Source organism: Haloferax sp. Atlit-6N (assembly GCF_003383195.1).
GTDB classification, from domain to species: Archaea; Halobacteriota; Halobacteria; order Halobacteriales; family Haloferacaceae; genus Haloferax; species Haloferax gibbonsii.
Genome location: NZ_QEQJ01000001.1, coordinates 774,770 through 792,782, shown reverse-complemented (window position 1 = coordinate 792,782; position 18,013 = coordinate 774,770). Strand labels below are relative to the sequence as shown.

Here is an 18,013-nt window from a genome sequence, read left to right as displayed (position 1 = left end):
GTCCGCTTTCGGCGACCGTCTCGAGAAGGTGTCTCAGTCGAGCGACCGCGCCGAGTTGGCGACGACGAGCAGGCTCGACGTGCCCATGGCGACGGCGGCGAAAAGCGGGTTGAGCACGCCGAGGGCGGCCAGCGGGATGGCGACCGCGTTGTAGCCGAACGCCCACGCGAGGTTGCCGCGGATGCGGCGGTTCACCCCGGCCGAAAGCGAGAACACCTCGGGTATCGCGTCGATGTCGCGGCCGACGAGCACCGCGTCGGCGGCGTCGCCCGCGATGTCCGTCCCCGTGCCGAGCGCGATGCCGATGTCGGCGGCGGCGAGCGCGGGCGCGTCGTTGCTCCCGTCGCCGACCATCGCCACGGTCCCTCGGGTTCGGAGGCGCTCGACCGTCTCGGCTTTCGCCTCCGGCGGGACGCCCGCGAACACGTCTGTCACGTCCGGGTGGTCGCGGAAGCGTCGCGCGGCGCGCTCGGAGTCGCCCGTGAGCACCACGACCTCGCGGCGGCCACCCTCGGCGACGGCGGCGACCACGTCGTCCCACGCCGCCCGCGGTTCGTCGCCGACGACGAGCACCGCCCGAGAGCGCCCGGCCCATCCGACGACGACCGGGACCGCGCCCTCGTCGCGGGCGGCCTCGACGGCGGTCTCGTGGACCGGCGCGAGCGTCACGCCCTCGTCGCGGAGGAGGTCGGGGTGGCCGACGACGACGCGCTCGCCGTCGACTTCGCCCGACACGCCGCGGTCGTGGACGGTCACGTCATCGGCCGAGACCTCGGGAACTGACGCGCCGGTCTCCTCGGCCGCCTCCACGACGGCGGTCGCGAGCGGGTGGGCGGAGAAGCGTTCCAGCGCGGCGGCCGCGGCGACTGCGGCGGTCTCGTCGCCGACGACCCGAAGGACCGCCATGTCGCCGTCGGTGAGCGTCCCGGTCTTGTCGAAGACGACCACGTCCACGTCGGGGACGGCCTCGAAGACGGCCTCGGAGGCGACGACGATGCCCCGACTCGCGGCCTCCTTGATTCCCGAGGCGACCGCCAGCGGCGTGGCGAGGCCGAGCGCGCAGGGACACGAGACGATGAGGACCGTGAGGCCGACGAGGAGCGCGTCCGTCGGCGTGCCGCCGCTGAACAGCGTCCAGCCGAAGGCGACGGCGGCGAGGACGAGCACCGTCGGGACGAAGATGGTCGCCAGTTTGTCGGCGAGGCGCTGGACGCCCGAGCGGGCGCTCTGGATGTCCCAGAGCAGTTCGACCAGCCGGTCGAGCGTGCTCGTTGCGTCCTCGCCGACCGCGACGACGAGCGGGCGGTCGGTGACGACGGTCCCGCCGAGCACGTCGTCGCCGGGGCGTTTCGTCCGCGGCATCGACTCGCCGGTGACGAGCGCCTCGTCGACCGCGGCGGTCCCCTCGCGGACGGTTCCGTCGACCGGGACGCGCTCGCCCGGCCGGACCTCAACGAGGTCACCCGATTCGAGTGCGTCGAGCGCGACCATCTCGACGGCGTCGCCGGCACCGTCAACGCCGCCTTCGACCCTGCGGCGGGCCTCCGAGACGCGGGAGGCCGCGAGGTCCGAGAGCATCCCGGCGGCCTTCCGCTTGATGCGGTCCTCGTAGTAGTTGCCGAGCGTGACGACGAGGATGATGGCGACGGTCACGTCGAAGTAGACGTGGGTCTCGCCGACGAGGACGGCGGCCGTCGAGTAGACGTAGGCGCTCGTCGCCGCCAGCGAGACGAGCAGGTCCATGTTCGGCTGGCCGGCGCGGAGGCTGACGAGCGCCCCGCGGAGGATGGGAAAGCCGGTGTAGAACAGGACGATGGAGGTCATCACCCAGATGTTGCCGAGGATGTAGATGCCGTCGAACACGCCGAGTTCGACGACCGGTTGGACGCCGACGTAGGTCGGGTACAGAAACAGGACGTACCACAGCATCACCATCATGCCGAAGACGCCGCCGCCGATGACGAACCGGGCGACCTGATTGTCGGACCGCTCGGCGGCCTCGCGCTCCTCGGGGTCGCGCGTGCCGTAGCCGTAGCGCGCGAGCGTCCCCGACAGGCCGTCCAAGTCGGCGGTCTCCGGGTCGTAGGTGACCCGGACCATGTCGTTGGCGTAGCTGGCCTCCGCGGCGTAGACGCCCTCGCAGGTCCGCGCGGTCCCGGAGACGAACGCCTCGCAGGTGGCGCAGTGCATCCCGTCGACGGCCATGTACGTTCGCTCGGCGTCGTCGGGCACCTCGTCGGCCCCGCCCGCGAGTTCGCGCTCGACCGTCTCCGGGTCGGCGCTCGCGGCGTCGCCGAGCGCGCGGGTGATTTCGAGACAGCCGCGACAGCAGAACTCGCCGGACACGTCGTCGCCGGTGACGGGCGGCGTCGGCGTCGGCAGTCCGCAGAGGTCACAGCCCTCGGCGTCGGCGTCGCTCCCGGCGCCGGCCGACCCGCGGGACCGCGTCGTGGTCGACATCGTCACAACGGTTGGTAGAAGGGCACGTGAAGGTGCGGGACCGACACGCCCAGAAGCATCAGCCCGTGGGACAGCGGGATGTAGCCGAGGACGAGGAACGCCGCCCCGAGCGCCCGGTGGAGCGTCGCCCGCCGCCGCGCCGAGACGCGCCCGAGGAGCGTCCCGTAGAGGAACAGCGTCGGAATCGTCCCGAGGCCGAGCAGACCGAGCAGGGCGGCGGCCCGGAGCGGTTCGCCCGTCGAGAAGGCGTAGAGGTACGCCGGATAGATGATGGGACACGGGAGCAGGCCGTGAATCGCCCCGAGGCCGAGGATTCGCGGGCCGCCGACGAGCCTATCGACCCGGGCGGTCGCCCACCCGCTGACGCGGCCGAACAGGCGCGTCACCGCGGTCGGGGTGAACCGGTCGATGGCGGCCGACCGCCCGACGAGGTAGCCGACGCCCGTGAGGATGATGGCAGTCCCGACGAGCAGGCCGGTCGTCGCGCGGACGCCGCTCCCGACGGCGGCGACCGAGTCGAACGCGTCGAAAAACAGGCCGCCGACGAGGGCGAAGACGGCCCCGATGGCCGCGTAACTCAGCGCCCGGCCGACGTTGAACAGGGCGTGTTGCCGGACCTGTCGGACGGTGAGCGACCGACGGTCGACGCCCTCGCGGTCGGCGAGGCGGTCGGCGTAGACGCTGACGAGCGGGCCGCACATCCCGAGGCAGTGCGCCCCGCCGAAGAGGCCCACGAGGAGGAACGCGACGGCCTCGGGCGTCGCGGCCGGCAGTCCGAGCGAGATGCCGCCGTCCATCTCAGGCGGCGTGTTCGCCGTCGGTCTCGGCGTCGCCGTCGCCGTCGTGACCGTGGCCGCCCTCGGTCGGGCTCATCAGGAAGTAGATGACCGCGGAGATGAGGAGCACGTTGACGGCCGTGACGACGCCCGCGAGGGGGTTTTTCGTCACGCCGAAGATGACCGCTGGCAGGAGCGCGAGCAGTGCGACGGTTCCGGCGCGTCGTGGCGTGAGTTCCATACCGGTCCATTCGCGACCACGGTGTTTCTGATTTCGCCCATTCCCACCGCGTTGGAATGGGGTGTTGCGTTAAAGTCCCGTTCTTCCTCATGACCGGGTATGGCCGTTGATTCGACAGCAGAGGGAGCCGCGTCCTCTGCCGCGCGCACTTCCACCGACGGAGGCGTGCCAGCAAACGCGGATTCCCAAGGTGATTCCGGGCAGGCAGACCCCCCGGTCGACTCCATCGTCGGGACGGCCGACGACGGCATCGTTCGCGAACTCGGGCACGACGATTTCGACCCGGTCGGGACGCTCGTGATCGTCCTCATCTACATGGCGATTCTCATCGGCATGTGGGTGTTCATGTACTTCGTCGAGTTCCTCGGACGGGGTCTCACGGTGGTGGGATAGATGGAGATTCACGCCTACGAGAAACTCTGGTTGGCGCTGGCGCTCGTCCTCATCGTCGGGTTCATCGGGACGATTACCTACGGGGCCGCGGGCGCGGGTATCGATATGATAGACGACAAGGGCGGAACGGTCGACCCGGCGACGCTCGACCAGCATCCGAAGTTCGGCGACCCCGGCATCGAACGCAACGGCGAGAACAGCTACGACGTGTACGTCGTCGCTCGCCAGTTCGTCTTCGAACCCGGCACGACCGAACCGCTCCGCGTTCCCGCCGGCAGCACGGTCACGTTTCACGTGACCGCCGCCGACGTTATCCACGGCTTCGAGGTCGTCGGCACGAACGCGAACACGATGGCCATCCCCGGGCAGGTCGCGGAGTTCACCGTCGAGTTCGGCGAGCCGGGCGAGTACGGGATGCTGTGCAACGAGTACTGTGGCTCCGGCCACCACGTGATGGAAGGGAAGATTGTGGTTATGGAACAGGAAGAATTCGACAGTTGGTACGACCAGCAACAGGCACAAGGGGAGGCTGAGAACTGATGGCGACCGCATCCGGCGGCGGCGGCGAGTTCGTCGATAAGTTCCCCGACGAGGCGGCGATCATCAAGGCGAGTTTCCTCATCGCGTTCGTCTCGCTCGGCATCGGTGCCTTCTTCGGCCTCGTCCAGGCGCTCCACCGCACGAACGTCCTCCGCGTCATCGACTCGGCGGACTACTACACCATGCTGACGGGCCACGGCGTGCTGCTCGCCATCGTCTTCACCATCTTCTTCCTCTGTGGGGTGTTCCACTGGGCGGTCGCCAGAAGCCTCGACCGACCCGCCGAGAGCGCGCTGTTCTCGTGGGCGTGGGTCGGCCTGATGACGACGGGCGCGGTTCTGGCCACCATCGCCATCCTCGGCGGCTTCGTCCCGAACCTCGGCATGAGCGCGGACGTGCTGTTCACGTTCTACGCGCCGCTCCAAGCCCATCCGATATTCTACATCGGGCTCGCGATGTTCATCGTCGGGACGTGGCTCTCCGGCGCGGACTGGTTCCTCTCCTACCGCGCGTGGCGAAAGGACCACCCGGACGAGCGCATCCCGCTGCAGACGTTCATGGTCCTCACGACCATGATTATGTGGTACATCTCCACCCTCGGCGTCGCCGTCTCGGTGGTGTTCTTCCTCATCCCGTGGTCGCTCGGCCTCATCGAGAGCGTCAACCCGCTTCTGACGCGGACGCTCTTTTGGTACTTCGGCCACCCCATCGTCTACTTCTGGCTGATGCCGGCGTACCTGCTTTGGTACACCGTGCTCCCCAAACTCGCGGGCGGTCGCCTGTTCAGCGACCCGCTCGCACGCGTGGTGTTCCTCCTGTTCCTCCTGCTTTCGACCCCGGTCGGGATTCACCACCAGTACCTCGACCCGGGCATCGCGGAGGGCTTCAAGTTCATCGCCATGACGAACACGATGTTCCTACTCCTCCCGTCGCTGCTCACGGCCTTTACGGTCGTCGCCAGCGTCGAACACGGCGCGCGCCAGCGCGGCGGTGAGGGCTACCTCCGCTGGCTCGGCGCGCTCCCGTGGCGCGACCCCGCCTTCACCGGGATGGCCCTCGCGGGTGCGATGTTCGCCGCCGGCGGCTTCTCGGGCATGATAAACGCCGGGATGAACATCAACTACCTCATCCACAACACGCTGTGGGTGCCGGGGCACTTCCACCTCACCGTCGGCACGGCCGTCGCGCTGACGATGATGGCCGGCTCGTACTGGCTCGTCCCGCAGGTCACGGGCACGAAGCTCTACAGCCGTCCCATCGGCCTCCTGCAGGTCATCATGTGGTTCGTCGGCATGGTGTTCATGTCGAACGCGATGCACCGCGCCGGCCTCGCCGGCATCCCGCGGCGCACCGCCGAACCGCAGTACCAGAACTTCGAGTTCCTGACGCCCATCGGGAGCATCTTCGAGCTTCGGGTGCAGATCGCCCTCGGCGGGACGCTCCTGTTCCTGTCGGTGGTGCTGTTCCTGTTCAACATCCTCCTGACCTCGCTCGGCGAGGAGTCCGACCGGCCGGTCGATTCGTACCTCCCCGAGCCGCTTTCGGGGCCCGAGGGGAGCCCGCGTATCCTCGACAACCTCGCGATGTGGACCGGTATCGCGGCGGTGCTCGTCGTGCTCGCGTACACGCTCCCGCTGGCCGGCATCATCCAGAACGGCGGCGGACTGTTCGGCGGCGGCCTGCCCGTTCCGGCGACCGTCTCGGCCGGCTTCGACCTCGTGATGACGACGGTCACGAGCGCGTTCAACACCCTCTGGGGGGTCGTCGCGTGAAGCTCACGAAGGCGCGGGCGCTCATCCTCATCGCGTTCAGCGTCCCCGTCGCCATCGAACTGCGCACGGTGGCGGGCTTCTTCAACGTCGAGCTCCCGCTCATCGCCGTAGCGGTCATCGAGTTCCTCTTTTTAGCCCTGCTGTTCGTGCTGTACGGGCTCTACGGCGAGGGGTCGGAGTCGGCGGCGTAACCGACGACTCGAACAACGCTTCGACGCCTGATTTTCCGATTCGTTGCCGCGAACTCCTCCACGCGACGGCCGCCGTATCGACATAAAACCCCCGCGATAGCGTGGGAGACGACCGCTTCGTTTCCCGGTCGCTGGGAAGCAGTCTCCGTTTATATTCGGTCGTTTCGCGTAGGTACAAGCGATCATGAGCAACCTCGACTTGATGAAGGCCGGAATCGGCCTCGCGGTCGTCATCGGCATCGTCCTCACGGCGGTCGCCGGCTACGCGCTGTTCGCAACGTTCGGCGGTATCGAAGGCCTGACCGTCGCGCCGGAACTCCTCGTCTCCGTCCTCTTCGGCGGCCTGCTCGTCGCGGCCGCCGCGGGCGTCCGGCAGGTCGCTCCCCGGCCCCGAACCCGTATCTGAGCGTTCGCACCGACCGCACGACCGGCTCCGCTGGCCTCCGTTCTCCGTCACCCGACCCGCCGAGCGACCGCGCCGACCCGACGGCCGCGTCGTCGAGGCGAAAAGCGATACCGCTCGAACACCAATAGAATGACATGTACCACACTGTCCTCGTCCCCACCGACGGCAGCGCCCGCTCCCGCGCGGCGGCCCGTCGCGCTATCGACCTCGCGGGCGTCTACGGTGCGTCGATTCACGCCCTCGCGGTCATCGACACCGCCGACCTCGGACTGTGGACCGCTTCCGACGTGCCGGTCGAGCGAGTGCAGGCGAGCCTCCGCGACGACGCCGAGATGGCCGTCGAAGAGGTCGCGTCGCTCGCCGCGGACGCGGGCGTCCCCTGCGAGACGGCGGTCAGAATCGGCGTGCCGTACCGGGAGATACTCGACGCGACGGCCGAGGCCGACGCGGACCTCGTGGTGATGGCGACGCACGGACGGACCGGTCTCGAACACGCGGTTCTCGGGAGTACGACGGAGCGGGTCGTCAGGCTCTCCGACGTGGCGGTATTGACGGTCAGGGAGTGAGTCGACCTCGGCTCAGACCAACGCTCTGAACCCGTCGCGGAGCGCCCGCCGGCCGTAGACCGCGAGGCCGACGGCCCCGGCCGCGCCCAAGAGGAGCGGAATCACGTCGAAGCCGTCGACCGCAAGCCGGAGCGCGCCCCAGACGAGGAACGCGGCGGCCTGCGCGACGTAGAACGCGAGCGTCTCGTTGAACGGGACGAACCCCCCGGCGAGGAAGACGACACAGAGGAGCGCGATGCCGATAACGTCGACGCTCGTCGGCGGGAGCCAGCCGAGCGCGACCGCGCCGACCGCGAACGCGCAGAAAACGACGCCGACGGCGAGCCGTAGCGGCGCGATTTCGGCGAACAGCGATTTGTCCGGTGGGACGACGTTCGAACCGCCGTCGGTCAGGGTCGTCGATGTCGGAGGCACAGTCGCACGTTCGTCCGGAACTGTCAAAATTCTATTCTCTGGTCCGGCCGCGGTCCGCTTACTCCACGGGGATGCGACTGCCGCCGTCCCTGTCGGTCCGGTCGTCGCGGTCGACGGCGGGGCGCTCGTCGAGTTCGACGACGAGCGTCAGCGGGTCGCCCCCGCGGACGATGCCGACGGCGACCGGTTCGCCGGGTCGCGTCTCGGTGATGAGGTAGCGCATCAGTTCCTCGTGGGTGCGGACCGGGTTGCCCTCGATGGCGACGAGCACGTCGCCGCCGACGGGAATCGAAGCGCCGCGGTAGTCGGCCGATTCGTGACAGCCGCGGAGGAACCCCTCGTCACTGTCGGCACCGGCGGCGTCGACGACGAGGACGCCGTGAGGCGCGTCGAGGCCGTTCGCCTCGGCGACGGTCGGCGTCACGTCGAGGGTGCGCGCCCTGAGGTACGAGTGGCGGTAGCGGCCGTCGGCGACGAGGGCCGGAAGGATGCGGTTGGCGATGACGGGCGAGACGGCGAAGCCGATGTTGTCGCCCTGTTTAGCGCGGTTGACGCCGACGACCTCGTAGCCGGGGTCGGCGGTGTCGCCGCCGTCGGCGGGCGAGTCGCCCTCGGGGGTGGCGAATCCGACGAGCGGCCCGCCCGAGTTCCCGGGGTTGATTGGTGCGTCCGTCTGGACCACGTCCGGGATGGCGAACCCGTTCGAGGTGGGGAGCGACCGGTTCGCCCCGGAGACGATACCCGCGGAGATGGAGCCGTCGAGCCCCAGCGGGTTGCCGAGCGCGGCCACCGACCGTCCCGGCGCGGGGTTCTCGGTCGCCAGCGGGAGTGCCGCGGCGTCTTCGGGCAGGTCGTCGACGGCGACGACGGCGAGGTCGGTGTAGGCGTCCGCGCCCACGACCTCGCCGACGCGCCACGACCCGTCGGCAAAGCGGAGTTCGACCCGGCCGGCGTCTGCGGCGTCGGCGAGCCGAGAGACGTGCTCGTTGGTGACGAGATGCCGGTCGTCGTAGACGAAGGCGCTCCCCGCCCCGCCGGGCCGGCGGCGGCCGCCGACGTAGACGGAGACGACCGAGGGGATGACGTCGCGGTACAGCGCTTCGAAATCGGGATACGTTGGCATGGTGGTGCGACGGGGCGGCACATACCGCCGGGGCGTCGCTTACCTCGGGTTAGCGCCCAGCGGATTTGAGCGTGTCGTGTGGTGACAGCCGACACGACTGTCACGGGCGTCGACGCGGTCGGTGGCGGCGGCCGCGGGTCGCGAGCGAAACGATGCCGCGAGGCCCCCAATTTAATACTATCTGTAGTAAACGTCGAGACAGCAATGGTCGCACTCGACGTACACGAGGACATGCAACGACTCGCCGACAGCGGCGTCGTCGCGGTGATGCGCGGCGCGGACGCGGACACCATCATCGACGTGGCCGACGCGCTCCACGAGGGCGGCGTCACCGCCTACGAAATCACGGCCGACAACCCCGACGCGATGGACCTCATCCGCGAGGTGTCGGCGTCGTTCTCGGACCGCGAGGCCATCGTCGGGGCCGGGACCGTCCTCGACGCACCGACCGCCAACGCGGCCATCCAGGCCGGCGCGGAGTTCGTCGTCGGGCCGAACTTCGACGAGGGCGTCGTCGAGACTTGCAACCGCTACGGGACGCTCGTCGCGCCGGGCATCATGACGCCGACCGAGGCGGTCGACGCGTACTCCGCGGGCGCGGACCTCGTGAAGGTCTTCCCCGCCTCCTCGCTCGGCCCCGGCCACCTCAAGAGCATGAAGGGGCCGCTCCCGCAGATTCCGATGATGCCGACCGGCGGTGTCGGCCTCGACAACGCCGCGGACTACATCGACGCCGGCGCGGTCGTCGTCGGCGCGGGCGGCGCGCTCATGGACGGCGAAGCAATCGAAAACGGCGACTTCGAGGTCATCACCGAGACGGCCCGCGAGTTCTCGACCGTCATCGACGACGCGCGAGACGACTGAGATAGGCGGGGCTGGGTCGTCCGAATCGAGAGGCAGGTTGAACTGGCCGGCTTTTTGACGTTCTCAATTGGTGCTGAGGTTTGGAGTCGTACTGAACAGCGGCCGCTGATGTATTCTCCGACTGGTTTTCGTCCCCAGTTTCTGTCACAAGTGAGGTGCAAGACTATAGTAGCGTTTGCAAGTCAATGCACACTCAATCGCACGCTGTCGCGCGATTGGATGTGTAACCAGTTGCAAACGCTACTATAGCGGGAGAGTTCAGCAAGACTTCGATGTTCGTTTAACGCGACCAGAAACAGCCGTTAGGTCGGTGTGCATAGTAATCCTCGTGGTTTTCTAGCGTTCACCCGCTTCATCGAGACGGCGAGAGTGGTACTTTTGAAAGAAATGCAATGACAATCCGACAATAATTAACATGAGACCGAGTGGGAGCGATATTAGTGCAAGAATCGCTCCGGCGATAGCGATGTAAATGAACTTCATGTGTTAGTAATATGCCATTTATAGCGTGATAGCCCTTGTGGGATTTATAATAATCCCCGGCTCTGTTGAAATCCTCAGAAAGTTACAGATTCGGATAGTAGTCTGACCAGATGGAAGCCCTCCCGAAGTCGCGGTTACTCCGGTTCGTTGAGCAAGCAATGCACTTGGCTCGGCGAGCTGTCGCTCGCTACTCCTCGAAGTTCTCGAAACGGCGGTACACACTTCACCAGCACATCGTCCTCCTTTGTCTCAAGGTTCGGAAGAATACGACGTACCGGACGCTTCCTGACGAACTTATCGAAATGCCCCGGATTCGGAGCACCCTCGATCTTGAGGAAATTCCGTCTCCTTCGACGTTGTGTAAGGCTTTCAACCGCCTTGATATGGCTGTTTGGCGCGTCTGTCTCAATCTCTCAGTCACGCTTCTCCCAACCAACGGTATCGTCGGGATCGATGCTTCCGGCTTTGACCGGAGTCACGCCTCGAAACACTACACCAAACGAACGAAACTGACGATTCAGCAGTTGAAAGTTACACTTCTCGTGGACACGAGAGTGAACGCAATCATCGACTTACACGTGACGACGACACGAAAACACGACTCACAGATTGCACCGTCGCTCATCAAGCGGAATACCGGTGACGTAGAGATTCTCCTCGGTGACAAGGGGTACGACGACCAGAAGATTCGCACGCTAGCCCACGAGGGGAGTGTTCGTCCGGTCATCAAGCATCGAGAATTTTCGTCTCTTCACAAGGCGTGGAACGCTCGGCTGGACTCTGACCTCTACGGCCAACGTAGTCAGAACGAGACGGTGAACTCTCGGCTTAAACGGAAATACGGCGCGTTCGTTCGCTCACGACATTGGTGGAAGCAATTCCGTGAACTCGTTGTTTGTTGTCTCACTCACAACATCGACAAGACATTCTGAACGTTCGATATAGGTGAACGATGTATCGGAAGGGCCACTGCTCAGATTTTAGCAAAAACGGTGGTATCAGATTACTCAGGGAGTATGTCGCTCGAAGCAGAGCAATAGTCCAATAGTTCGCTTATGCGACGGGTTCGCCGTTATGCTCGCGGGGGTCGTCTGTGCGGTTTGTCGGTCTGTTCAGTCTGAGTGCCGTCGAATCGTTGATGAAGTAGTTCGCGTGGAACCCCCCGTCCGCAACACCCAGATGCCCGTTCTCACAGGTATAGTAGGTCATGCCGCCGCTGACGTGGACGATATATCCCTCGGGTATCTCGTTTACGATGGAGGCATCGCCGTTGACTTCCAGCCCGGTGTCTGCGGATTTGTACTTATCATTCCACACGAGCGCTTCGGCGTGGGTTTTGGCGAACCGTTTGGCTGATTCACGCGTGACGGTCATCGGGAGGTCAGGGACAGGCTGTCTCTCGTACTCAGGGGTTGTTACACATTCTGGAGGAGGCGTACTCGTTGATTGCGCAGGCGGCGTCGTGGCACAGCCAGCAAGTACCATACAGAAAGACACGACGAGGACCAGTCTCCGCATAAACCAACCACTGACCCCCGCCGAAATATGCTTTCTGGGTACCCACCGAATGAGAAAAAGCCGATTAGTCCGCACATCTACTGAACGGTTGTTTCAGCGACGATAATGTCGAATACATAGGATTTCAACAGAGCCTAATCCCCATATCTCTCACTCTCGGTCCCCGTCCAGATGACGACTGGCCAATGACCGACCCGCGCCCGCGATTCAGCACATCTCGTCGCTGTTATCAGACGAGTGGCTATTCGAGGTAGCCGATCAACGACTGAACTGCGTCCTCGACGACTGCATCCCGTAGCGTTCCTTGCCAGTAGTCGATATCCCCGCTTCCGAGTGACTGGACGCCCCAAGGGACGATGCGACTATCGTCAGGGGTGCCTCCACGTGACCAACTCGCCTCGGGTATTTCGAGGAAATCCTCGTGCCACGTCTTTGTCGTTAACGTCAACGCGATGTACTGGTCGCCGTGAAACGGTTGTCCCTCGTGATTCGAGATGATGAGCCACGGCCGCGCGTCTTCGTTACCCTTGAACGGGTCGTCACCGAAGACGACATCCCCGGGTTCGTACGTCGGGGTGTTCTCTTCGTCCGTCACACCTCGTCCCTCTGACTCGGATGGGCTTCTTCGGGTGCGTGTTCCTGCCACTCGTCTTTGTTCTCGGTCCCCAACTGTTCGTTGAACAGCGCCGTCGCTCGTTCGTATCCACTGTACGAGTGCAGCCGGTCCTCGTCAGTCGTGACTGCCCAGTAGGTCGCCTTGTGCTCGACGAGTCCACGTTGTTTCAACCGGGTCAACGCGGTGCTTACCGCCCCCTCGTCGAGGTCTGTCTGTGTCGAAATTTCGCGGGCCTGGAACGCCCGGTCGTCGTGGGCGACGAGGAATCCGAGGACTTGGTCCGGGACAGACAGGTCCGTGAGTTCCTCTTCGCTCGTGTTCTCGAAGGTCTCCCTGTCTATCGACATCGTCGAGTGAACGTACTGTTCCCAGCGATAAGAGTGTAGCTAGTGAAATCTATGAAAATACGCTCGGTATGAGCCTTCCCCCTACCCATCCCGGAACTCACGGTTGTCAACAGAGTCAGTCTCTCCGACTCGAACCACCCGCCAATCGCTTCTTACCGAATCGACCGCACGCGTTCTTCGAACCCATCGGGAACCACGTCAGCGAGCGCCTCGGAGTCCGACTCGCCGTTGGCCGCGACGAGGTAGGCCGCGCCGTCGGCGTCGCCGTAGACGCGCTGGAAGTCGTAGACGAAGCCCCAGCAGTCGGTCGATTCGGGCACCTCGTCGTTCTCGGTGAGGTACTCCACCTGCCGGACGACCGCGTACTCGACGAGTCGGTTGACCGCCTCGCCGCCCGGCGTGTCCGCGTCGAACACGCCGAGTTCGCGGGCTTCCTCGGCGAGCGGGACGAGCCGCGAGACGGCGGCTTCGACCGCCGGGGGCAGGTCCCCGACGCTCCCGCCGGCGACGGTCGCGTAGGCGGCCGTCACCGCGCCGCAGCCCGTGTGGCCGAGGACGACCACGTCGGTCGTCCTGAGCGCCGAGACCGCGTAGCCGACGGCGTCGTTGACGACGAGTCTCCCGTCGACCTCGGTCCACACTTGGTTGCCGACGTTGACCGACGTGAACAGCTCGCCGGCCCTGTCGGCGCTCCAGGCCGCGTCGGCGGGGACGCGAGAGTCCGAACAGCTCACCGAGACGACCGCCGGCGACTGCGCCTCGCGCACGCCGTCGAAGTGGTCGGCGGCGAGGCTCTCGACGTGCCGTGCGTTCCCGGCCAAGAGTGACTCCAGCACCGTTCGCGTCATTGGTGTAGGTTGCGTCCGCGCGTCTATATAGCTCCCCGCTCGTCGCTCGATTCCTCGGGTTCGTCCTCGGCGTCGCCGGTCTCGTCGGCGTCGTCGCCTTCGTCACCGTCGTCCGAGTCGGAGTCGGTGTCGTCGTCGTTCTCTGCTCCGTCGTCCCTCTCGCTTTCGGACTCGGGTTCGGGTCCGGGCCCGGGTTCGGGTTCGGACTCGACCGACTCGCCCCAGATGAAGGGGTCGTCCGCCTCGGCTTCGTCGCCGTCACCGGCCTCCTCAGCGTCTTCGTCGTCCCCGCCGACCGCGGGTTCGGCCTCCTCGACGAACTCGGGCGTCTCGCTCACGTCGGTCTCGACGTCAGGGGTCGAGCCCGAGTCCGATTCGTCGGGGTCGCGGCCCGGCTCCGCGGCGCGGATGCCGAGCGCGGCCTGTCGGGACTGTTGTCGCGCCTCCCGGCGCGCCGCCAGCGCTTCGCGGAGGCGGTCGTTCAGCGTCTCCCGGAGCTCCGCCGCGTCGTCGACTTCGATGTCCACGGCCGTCGCGTCGCCGCCGACGAGGGAGATGCTCCCGGCCGTGTCCGCCGTGACCGTCGAGACGCGCCAGCGGCGCTGGAAAACCGTCCGCCGCTCGATGACCGTCTGGACCCGGTAGTAGGGGACGAAGCGCATCTCGCGCTTCCAGAAGCCGTTTCGGGTGACGAAGTGGTTCTCGGCGAGCGCGTAGCCGCGGTGCCGCCACTGCAGCGCGCCGGCGACGACCGCAACCGGGACGAGCGCCAGCGGCACGAACCACGGAATCTCCTGCGGGAGGAACCGGTTCGCCCCGTAGAGCGCGAGGGTCGCCGCGCCGAGGACGAGCGAGTACCGGACGGCGTAACGCCGGCGGATGCGCGTCGGCGGTCCTTCGAACGTCGGCTCCTCGACGCCTTCGAGGTCGGCGACGAGGCCGAGCACGCGCTCGCGGGTCGCAAGCGGGATGGCCGCCTCGGAGCCGCGACCGCCGCCGCCCGACCCGTTCGACCCGTCGGAGCTTGGGGCGTAGCCCGCCGTCTCCACGAGGAGCGTCGCGTAGCCGAACCGGCGCTTCAGGGGGTTGTCCTCGACGGTGAGCGTCTGGAGCTTGTCGAGCGGAATCGACCCGTTGTAGCGCTGGAGGAGGCCGCGCTCGTACTGGAGTTCGTCGCCGACGCGGGTCAGCCGGAAGCCGTAGTAGTTCACCACCGCGGAGGCGAAGCCGGCGGCCCACGAGACGAGCGCGACGAGGAGTCCCAGCGCGACGACGCCGACGCCCGCGGCCGCGACGCTCCCGGCGGGGACCGGCACGTCCACGTACGAGGCGACGATGGGGAAGGCGGTCGACCCGAACACGAAGACGAGGCCGGGCAGTCGGAGGTCGAACGACAGCGCGCCGACGATGGCCAGCTCTCGGGGCGTCAGTTCGAACAGCAGTTCCTGTTCGGGTTCGGTCGCGTCGCCCTCGGTACCGCCGCGCTTCAGGCGGGCGACCTCCGACTGGATGCGGCGGGCCTCCTCGTAGCTGACGAAGCGGAGACTTCCCTCGGTCTCGCCGCCGCCGGCGGTTTCGAGGTTCACGGCGGCGATGCCGACCAGCCGCTGGGCGACGTTGCGGGAGATGTCGACGTTCTGGATGCGACGGTAGGGTATCTCGCGGTTGCGCCGGGAGAACACGCCCGAGCGGATGTCCAGCGTGTCCGGTGTGAGTTCGTATTCGAACCGCCGGAAGTAGGCGAGTTCGTAGCCCGCGATGGCGACCACGACGACACCGACGAGCGCGACGGAGCCGAGGCCGCCGAGGAACCCGCCGAAGGCGGTTCCGCCGGTGAAGGCGAAGAAGGCGAGCGCGAAGACGATGCTGGCGCTGCGCTGGACCGCCCGGTAGGGGACCGAGAGCGGCGACAGCCGGGTCATACCGCGTCGTCGCCCTCAGACGCGATTGCGAGGCGCTTCAGACGGTCTTGGAGGTCCTCCGCGCCCTCCGGCGTCAGCCCGGGAATCGACACGTCAGCGCCGCGGGAGCCGGCGGTGTAGACGACGGTCGACGCGAGGCCGACGAGTCGTTCGAGCGGGCCGCGGGTCGAGTCGACGTGCTGGACCCGGACGAACGGGACGACGGTGTTGACCTTGGTGAGGACGCCCCGCTGGAGGTACAGCGAGTCGTCGCGGACCTCGTAGCCCCACGCCCGGTACCGGAGCAGGGCGACGGCGACGCCGACGACGAGGAAGACGCCGCCGACTGCGACGGGGACGTACGAGGGTATCGAGACGGGCGCGAACAGCGTCGCCGCGGTCGCCACGCCGCCGACGACGAGCGCGAACACGACCGCTCGGGCGACCCAGAGAAGACGGATACGGGGGTGGAGGCGATTCACGGGAATCCCTCCGAGCGCGTGAACATCGTATACTCCGGCGTCTCTTCGAACGGGTAAATAACTGTGGCCGCGGGAATCGGCCTACGGTGTGGCGGCGAGGCGACGCTCGACCCGGCGGGTCGCGGCGTCGAGCGTCGCGCCGACCTCCGCGAGCGTCGCGAGCACCGGGTACCGGACCGGCAGGTCGGCGTAGAGGAACTCCGTCACGTCCGGCACCAGCCCGGAGAGCGCCCGCCGGTGGTGGGAAATCGTCTCCTGTCGCGCCGCGACGAGCTCCGAGAGCCGCTCGCGGAGCGCGGGAAGGTCGCCGTAGAGCGTCAGCAGCGCGTCGAAGCCGCGTTCGGACAGCGGCGTCCGGTCGAGGTCGTCGAGCCGTCCGAGGAGGGCTTCGATATCGCCGCGCATCGACGCCACCGACTCGGTCTCCTCGTCGACGACTTCGATGAACTTCTCGCGCTCGTCTCGCGACGACGCGGCCGCCGCGGCGACGGTCCGCCGGAGCGGCGGCGAGAGGACGCTCGCCGACCGGAACGCGGTCGCCACGTCCGGGCCGAACTCGGCGGCGAGGCTCTCTTCGAAGGAGTCGCCGTACTCCTCGTCGTAGTGCGGGACGGACATCACGGTCCGCTCGTAGCTCCGGCGCAGGCCGGAGAGCGCCGCGTCGGTCCTTCCTCGCCCGCCCCGCTGGCCCACGAGCGTCGCGGCCGCGGGGGCCTGATTCGGAGTCGACGCCGTCGCCCGCGACGCGGCGACCTCCCGCCGGAACGCCCGGAACGCCTCGCGTTCGTCCACGCAGCGGCGGCGCTCGGCGCGGAGGGCGCTGCGGGCGTCGTCGAGGCGGTCGAGGCTCACCGCCATCGGACCGCCCCCGGAACGTCCGAGCCGACGGCCCTCCCGGGCGGCGCTCGCTCGTCGACGAGGGGGAGCGCCGACAGGTGGCCGCGGTCGGCGTGCGCGGCGATACCCTGTCCGTGGGCGGCCCCGCTGGCGGCGAGGGTGTACGCCTCGGCCATGCCCTTCGGTCCCGCGAGCGGGACGAGTCGGACGGTCGTCCCGCGGCGGTCGATGTCGACCACGACGAACGACTGCGGGAACGAGCAGGTCGCCGGGGCGATGAGTTCGCGGACGCCGCCTCGCACCGCCGTCGCGGGCCAGTGGATGTGCCCGGAGAGCACCAGCGGCACGTCGTGGCGCGCGAGCACCGCGGCGAGGTCGTCGGCGTTGCGGAGCTGGTAGAAGTCGGCGTCGGGGAACTGGCCGGTGTGGCGGCGGGGGTGGAAGACGTTGTGGTGGAGGACGACGACCGGAGTCGCCGCGTCAGCGAGGACGGTGTCGAGCCAGCGGAGTTGAGAGTCGGGTACGGCCCCCTCGTGGGTGTCGGTGAGGGCGAGACCCGGACCGCCGCTGGCGGAGTCGAGGCCGACGATGTCGACACCGCCGACCCGGCGGACGAACGGGAGAGAGCCGTCGGCGTAGCGAGACGCGAACTCGGCCGGCGTCGGGGCGTCGTAGTCGTCCCAGCGCTTCGGCACGTCGTGGTTGCCGGGGACCGCGACCCGCGGCCCCGGGAGGTCGCGGAGGATTTCGTCGACGACCTCGTACTCCTCGGGGCGGCCGTCGCGGGTCAGGTCGCCGAGGAGGACCGTCGCGTCGACGTCGAGGTCGGCGATGGTCGAGACGGCGGTCCGAAGCCGCGTCTCGCTCCGGTGGTAGACTTTCCACGTGCCGGATCCCGTCGGCGTGACGTGCGGGTCGGCGACGACCGCGAGCCGGGTCGGCGTCTCAGAGACCGGTCGTGCGAGGCGCGCGAGCACCGGGCCGGGACCTCGCTCGGCCGACTTCCCGACCGGCGTCTCCCCGATGGTCGGCGGGGCGTCCGGACTCATCGGTCGATGGTCCGCGTGAACGTCCCCAGCGCGGTCTCCCGGTGGACGCGTATCCGCCCGGTGTCGGGACACAACTCGATTCGAAGCGGCGACTCGGTGGCGCGCGTCTCGTCCCCGTGCATACACGTGGACTCACCCGGACCGAGATGATAAACATGTCGTACAGAATATATATTTTCGAACGTA

Annotated in this window: 22 protein-coding genes; 8 read left to right on the top strand and 14 right to left on the bottom strand. The window is 67.3% G+C overall.

Annotation, left to right across the window (positions count from 1 at the left end):
* Positions 1-33 precede the first annotated feature (33 nt).
* Genes DEQ92_RS04085 through DEQ92_RS04075 form a run of 3 tightly spaced genes read right to left on the bottom strand, consistent with a single transcriptional unit; the run spans position 34 to position 3,477 of the window.
* Positions 34-2,460 carry a heavy metal translocating P-type ATPase gene (locus DEQ92_RS04085; RefSeq protein WP_115820447.1) on the bottom strand — a complete coding sequence of 809 codons (2,427 nt, stop codon included), beginning with the start codon at positions 2,458-2,460 and terminating at the stop codon, positions 34-36.
* A 2-nt stretch (positions 2,461-2,462) separates the two neighbouring features.
* The gene (locus DEQ92_RS04080; protein WP_115820446.1) at positions 2,463-3,257 is read right to left on the bottom strand and encodes a sulfite exporter TauE/SafE family protein; all 795 of its coding nucleotides are present in this window, start codon (positions 3,255-3,257) and stop codon (positions 2,463-2,465) included.
* Between the two features lies 1 nt (position 3,258).
* Positions 3,259-3,477: a hypothetical protein gene (locus DEQ92_RS04075; protein ID WP_004972354.1), complete on the bottom strand. Its 219-nt coding sequence runs from the start codon at positions 3,475-3,477 to the stop codon at positions 3,259-3,261.
* Positions 3,478-3,642: 165 nt separating this feature from the next.
* On the opposite strand from DEQ92_RS04075, the gene DEQ92_RS04070 reads away from it, so the two are divergent.
* The 6 genes from DEQ92_RS04070 (at position 3,643) to DEQ92_RS04045 (ending at position 7,345) form a co-directional block, all read left to right on the top strand.
* A complete protein-coding gene (locus DEQ92_RS04070; RefSeq protein WP_004972352.1) occupies positions 3,643-3,870 on the top strand; it encodes a hypothetical protein in 228 nt (75 codons plus the stop codon).
* Complete coding sequence (locus tag DEQ92_RS04065) at positions 3,871-4,410, top strand: cytochrome c oxidase subunit II (RefSeq protein WP_004972350.1); 540 nt, start codon at positions 3,871-3,873, stop codon at positions 4,408-4,410.
* Positions 4,410-6,182, top strand: coding sequence for a b(o/a)3-type cytochrome-c oxidase subunit 1 (locus DEQ92_RS04060; RefSeq protein ID WP_004972349.1), 1,773 nt, complete (start codon positions 4,410-4,412; stop codon positions 6,180-6,182). Before DEQ92_RS04065 ends, DEQ92_RS04060 begins: the two co-directional genes overlap by 1 nt.
* Entirely contained in the window at positions 6,179-6,373 is a 195-nt protein-coding gene (locus tag DEQ92_RS04055) for a hypothetical protein (protein ID WP_004971074.1), read from the top strand. The genes DEQ92_RS04060 and DEQ92_RS04055 overlap by 4 nt, the downstream gene beginning before the upstream one ends.
* 184 nt (positions 6,374-6,557) lie before the next feature.
* Entirely contained in the window at positions 6,558-6,779 is a 222-nt protein-coding gene (locus DEQ92_RS04050; protein WP_004972345.1) for a hypothetical protein, read from the top strand.
* 134 nt (positions 6,780-6,913) lie between these two features.
* Complete coding sequence (locus tag DEQ92_RS04045; RefSeq protein WP_050458817.1) at positions 6,914-7,345, top strand: universal stress protein; 432 nt, start codon at positions 6,914-6,916, stop codon at positions 7,343-7,345.
* A gap of 12 nt (positions 7,346-7,357) precedes the next feature.
* Here DEQ92_RS04045 and DEQ92_RS04040 read toward each other — a convergent pair whose 3' ends face one another.
* A complete protein-coding gene (locus DEQ92_RS04040; RefSeq protein WP_004972343.1) occupies positions 7,358-7,759 on the bottom strand; it encodes a hypothetical protein in 402 nt (133 codons plus the stop codon).
* Positions 7,760-7,817: 58 nt separating this feature from the next.
* Entirely contained in the window at positions 7,818-8,882 is a 1,065-nt protein-coding gene (locus DEQ92_RS04035) for a S1C family serine protease (RefSeq protein ID WP_115820445.1), read from the bottom strand.
* A gap of 204 nt (positions 8,883-9,086) precedes the next feature.
* Between DEQ92_RS04035 and DEQ92_RS04030 the strand changes: the two genes are divergently transcribed.
* Both DEQ92_RS04030 and DEQ92_RS04025 read left to right on the top strand, forming a co-directional pair.
* On the top strand, positions 9,087-9,746 hold the full coding sequence (locus DEQ92_RS04030) for a bifunctional 4-hydroxy-2-oxoglutarate aldolase/2-dehydro-3-deoxy-phosphogluconate aldolase (protein WP_008092448.1): 660 nt from the start codon (positions 9,087-9,089) through the stop codon (positions 9,744-9,746).
* Positions 9,747-10,339: 593 nt separating this feature from the next.
* The gene (locus DEQ92_RS04025; protein WP_115820444.1) at positions 10,340-11,161 is read left to right on the top strand and encodes an IS5 family transposase; all 822 of its coding nucleotides are present in this window, start codon (positions 10,340-10,342) and stop codon (positions 11,159-11,161) included.
* A 121-nt stretch (positions 11,162-11,282) separates the two neighbouring features.
* On the opposite strand, the gene DEQ92_RS04020 is transcribed toward DEQ92_RS04025, so the two are convergent.
* From DEQ92_RS04020 to DEQ92_RS24395, 9 genes are all read right to left on the bottom strand, one after another.
* A complete protein-coding gene (locus DEQ92_RS04020) occupies positions 11,283-11,714 on the bottom strand; it encodes a hypothetical protein (RefSeq protein WP_147299469.1) in 432 nt (143 codons plus the stop codon).
* Positions 11,715-11,988: 274 nt separating this feature from the next.
* Entirely contained in the window at positions 11,989-12,342 is a 354-nt protein-coding gene (locus DEQ92_RS04015) for a hypothetical protein (protein ID WP_004064183.1), read from the bottom strand.
* A complete protein-coding gene (locus tag DEQ92_RS04010) occupies positions 12,339-12,710 on the bottom strand; it encodes a helix-turn-helix domain-containing protein (protein WP_115820442.1) in 372 nt (123 codons plus the stop codon). Before DEQ92_RS04010 ends, DEQ92_RS04015 begins: the two co-directional genes overlap by 4 nt.
* 152 nt (positions 12,711-12,862) lie before the next feature.
* Entirely contained in the window at positions 12,863-13,558 is a 696-nt protein-coding gene (locus DEQ92_RS04005; RefSeq protein ID WP_115820441.1) for a carbonic anhydrase, read from the bottom strand.
* Between the two features lie 23 nt (positions 13,559-13,581).
* Positions 13,582-15,480, bottom strand: a complete 1,899-nt coding sequence (locus tag DEQ92_RS04000; RefSeq protein ID WP_115820440.1) for a PH domain-containing protein — start codon at positions 15,478-15,480, stop codon at positions 13,582-13,584.
* Positions 15,477-15,941 (bottom strand): PH domain-containing protein, encoded by a 465-nt coding sequence (locus DEQ92_RS03995; protein ID WP_004972329.1) that lies wholly within the window; start codon positions 15,939-15,941, stop codon positions 15,477-15,479. The genes DEQ92_RS04000 and DEQ92_RS03995 overlap by 4 nt, the downstream gene beginning before the upstream one ends.
* Before the next feature lie 81 nt (positions 15,942-16,022).
* Entirely contained in the window at positions 16,023-16,799 is a 777-nt protein-coding gene (locus tag DEQ92_RS03990) for a hypothetical protein (protein ID WP_115820439.1), read from the bottom strand.
* Positions 16,790-17,827 carry a metallophosphoesterase gene (locus DEQ92_RS03985; RefSeq protein ID WP_050458822.1) on the bottom strand — a complete coding sequence of 346 codons (1,038 nt, stop codon included), beginning with the start codon at positions 17,825-17,827 and terminating at the stop codon, positions 16,790-16,792. Before DEQ92_RS03985 ends, DEQ92_RS03990 begins: the two co-directional genes overlap by 10 nt.
* Positions 17,824-17,949 carry a hypothetical protein gene (locus DEQ92_RS24395; RefSeq protein WP_004043988.1) on the bottom strand — a complete coding sequence of 42 codons (126 nt, stop codon included), beginning with the start codon at positions 17,947-17,949 and terminating at the stop codon, positions 17,824-17,826. Before DEQ92_RS24395 ends, DEQ92_RS03985 begins: the two co-directional genes overlap by 4 nt.
* Positions 17,950-18,013 lie beyond the last annotated feature (64 nt).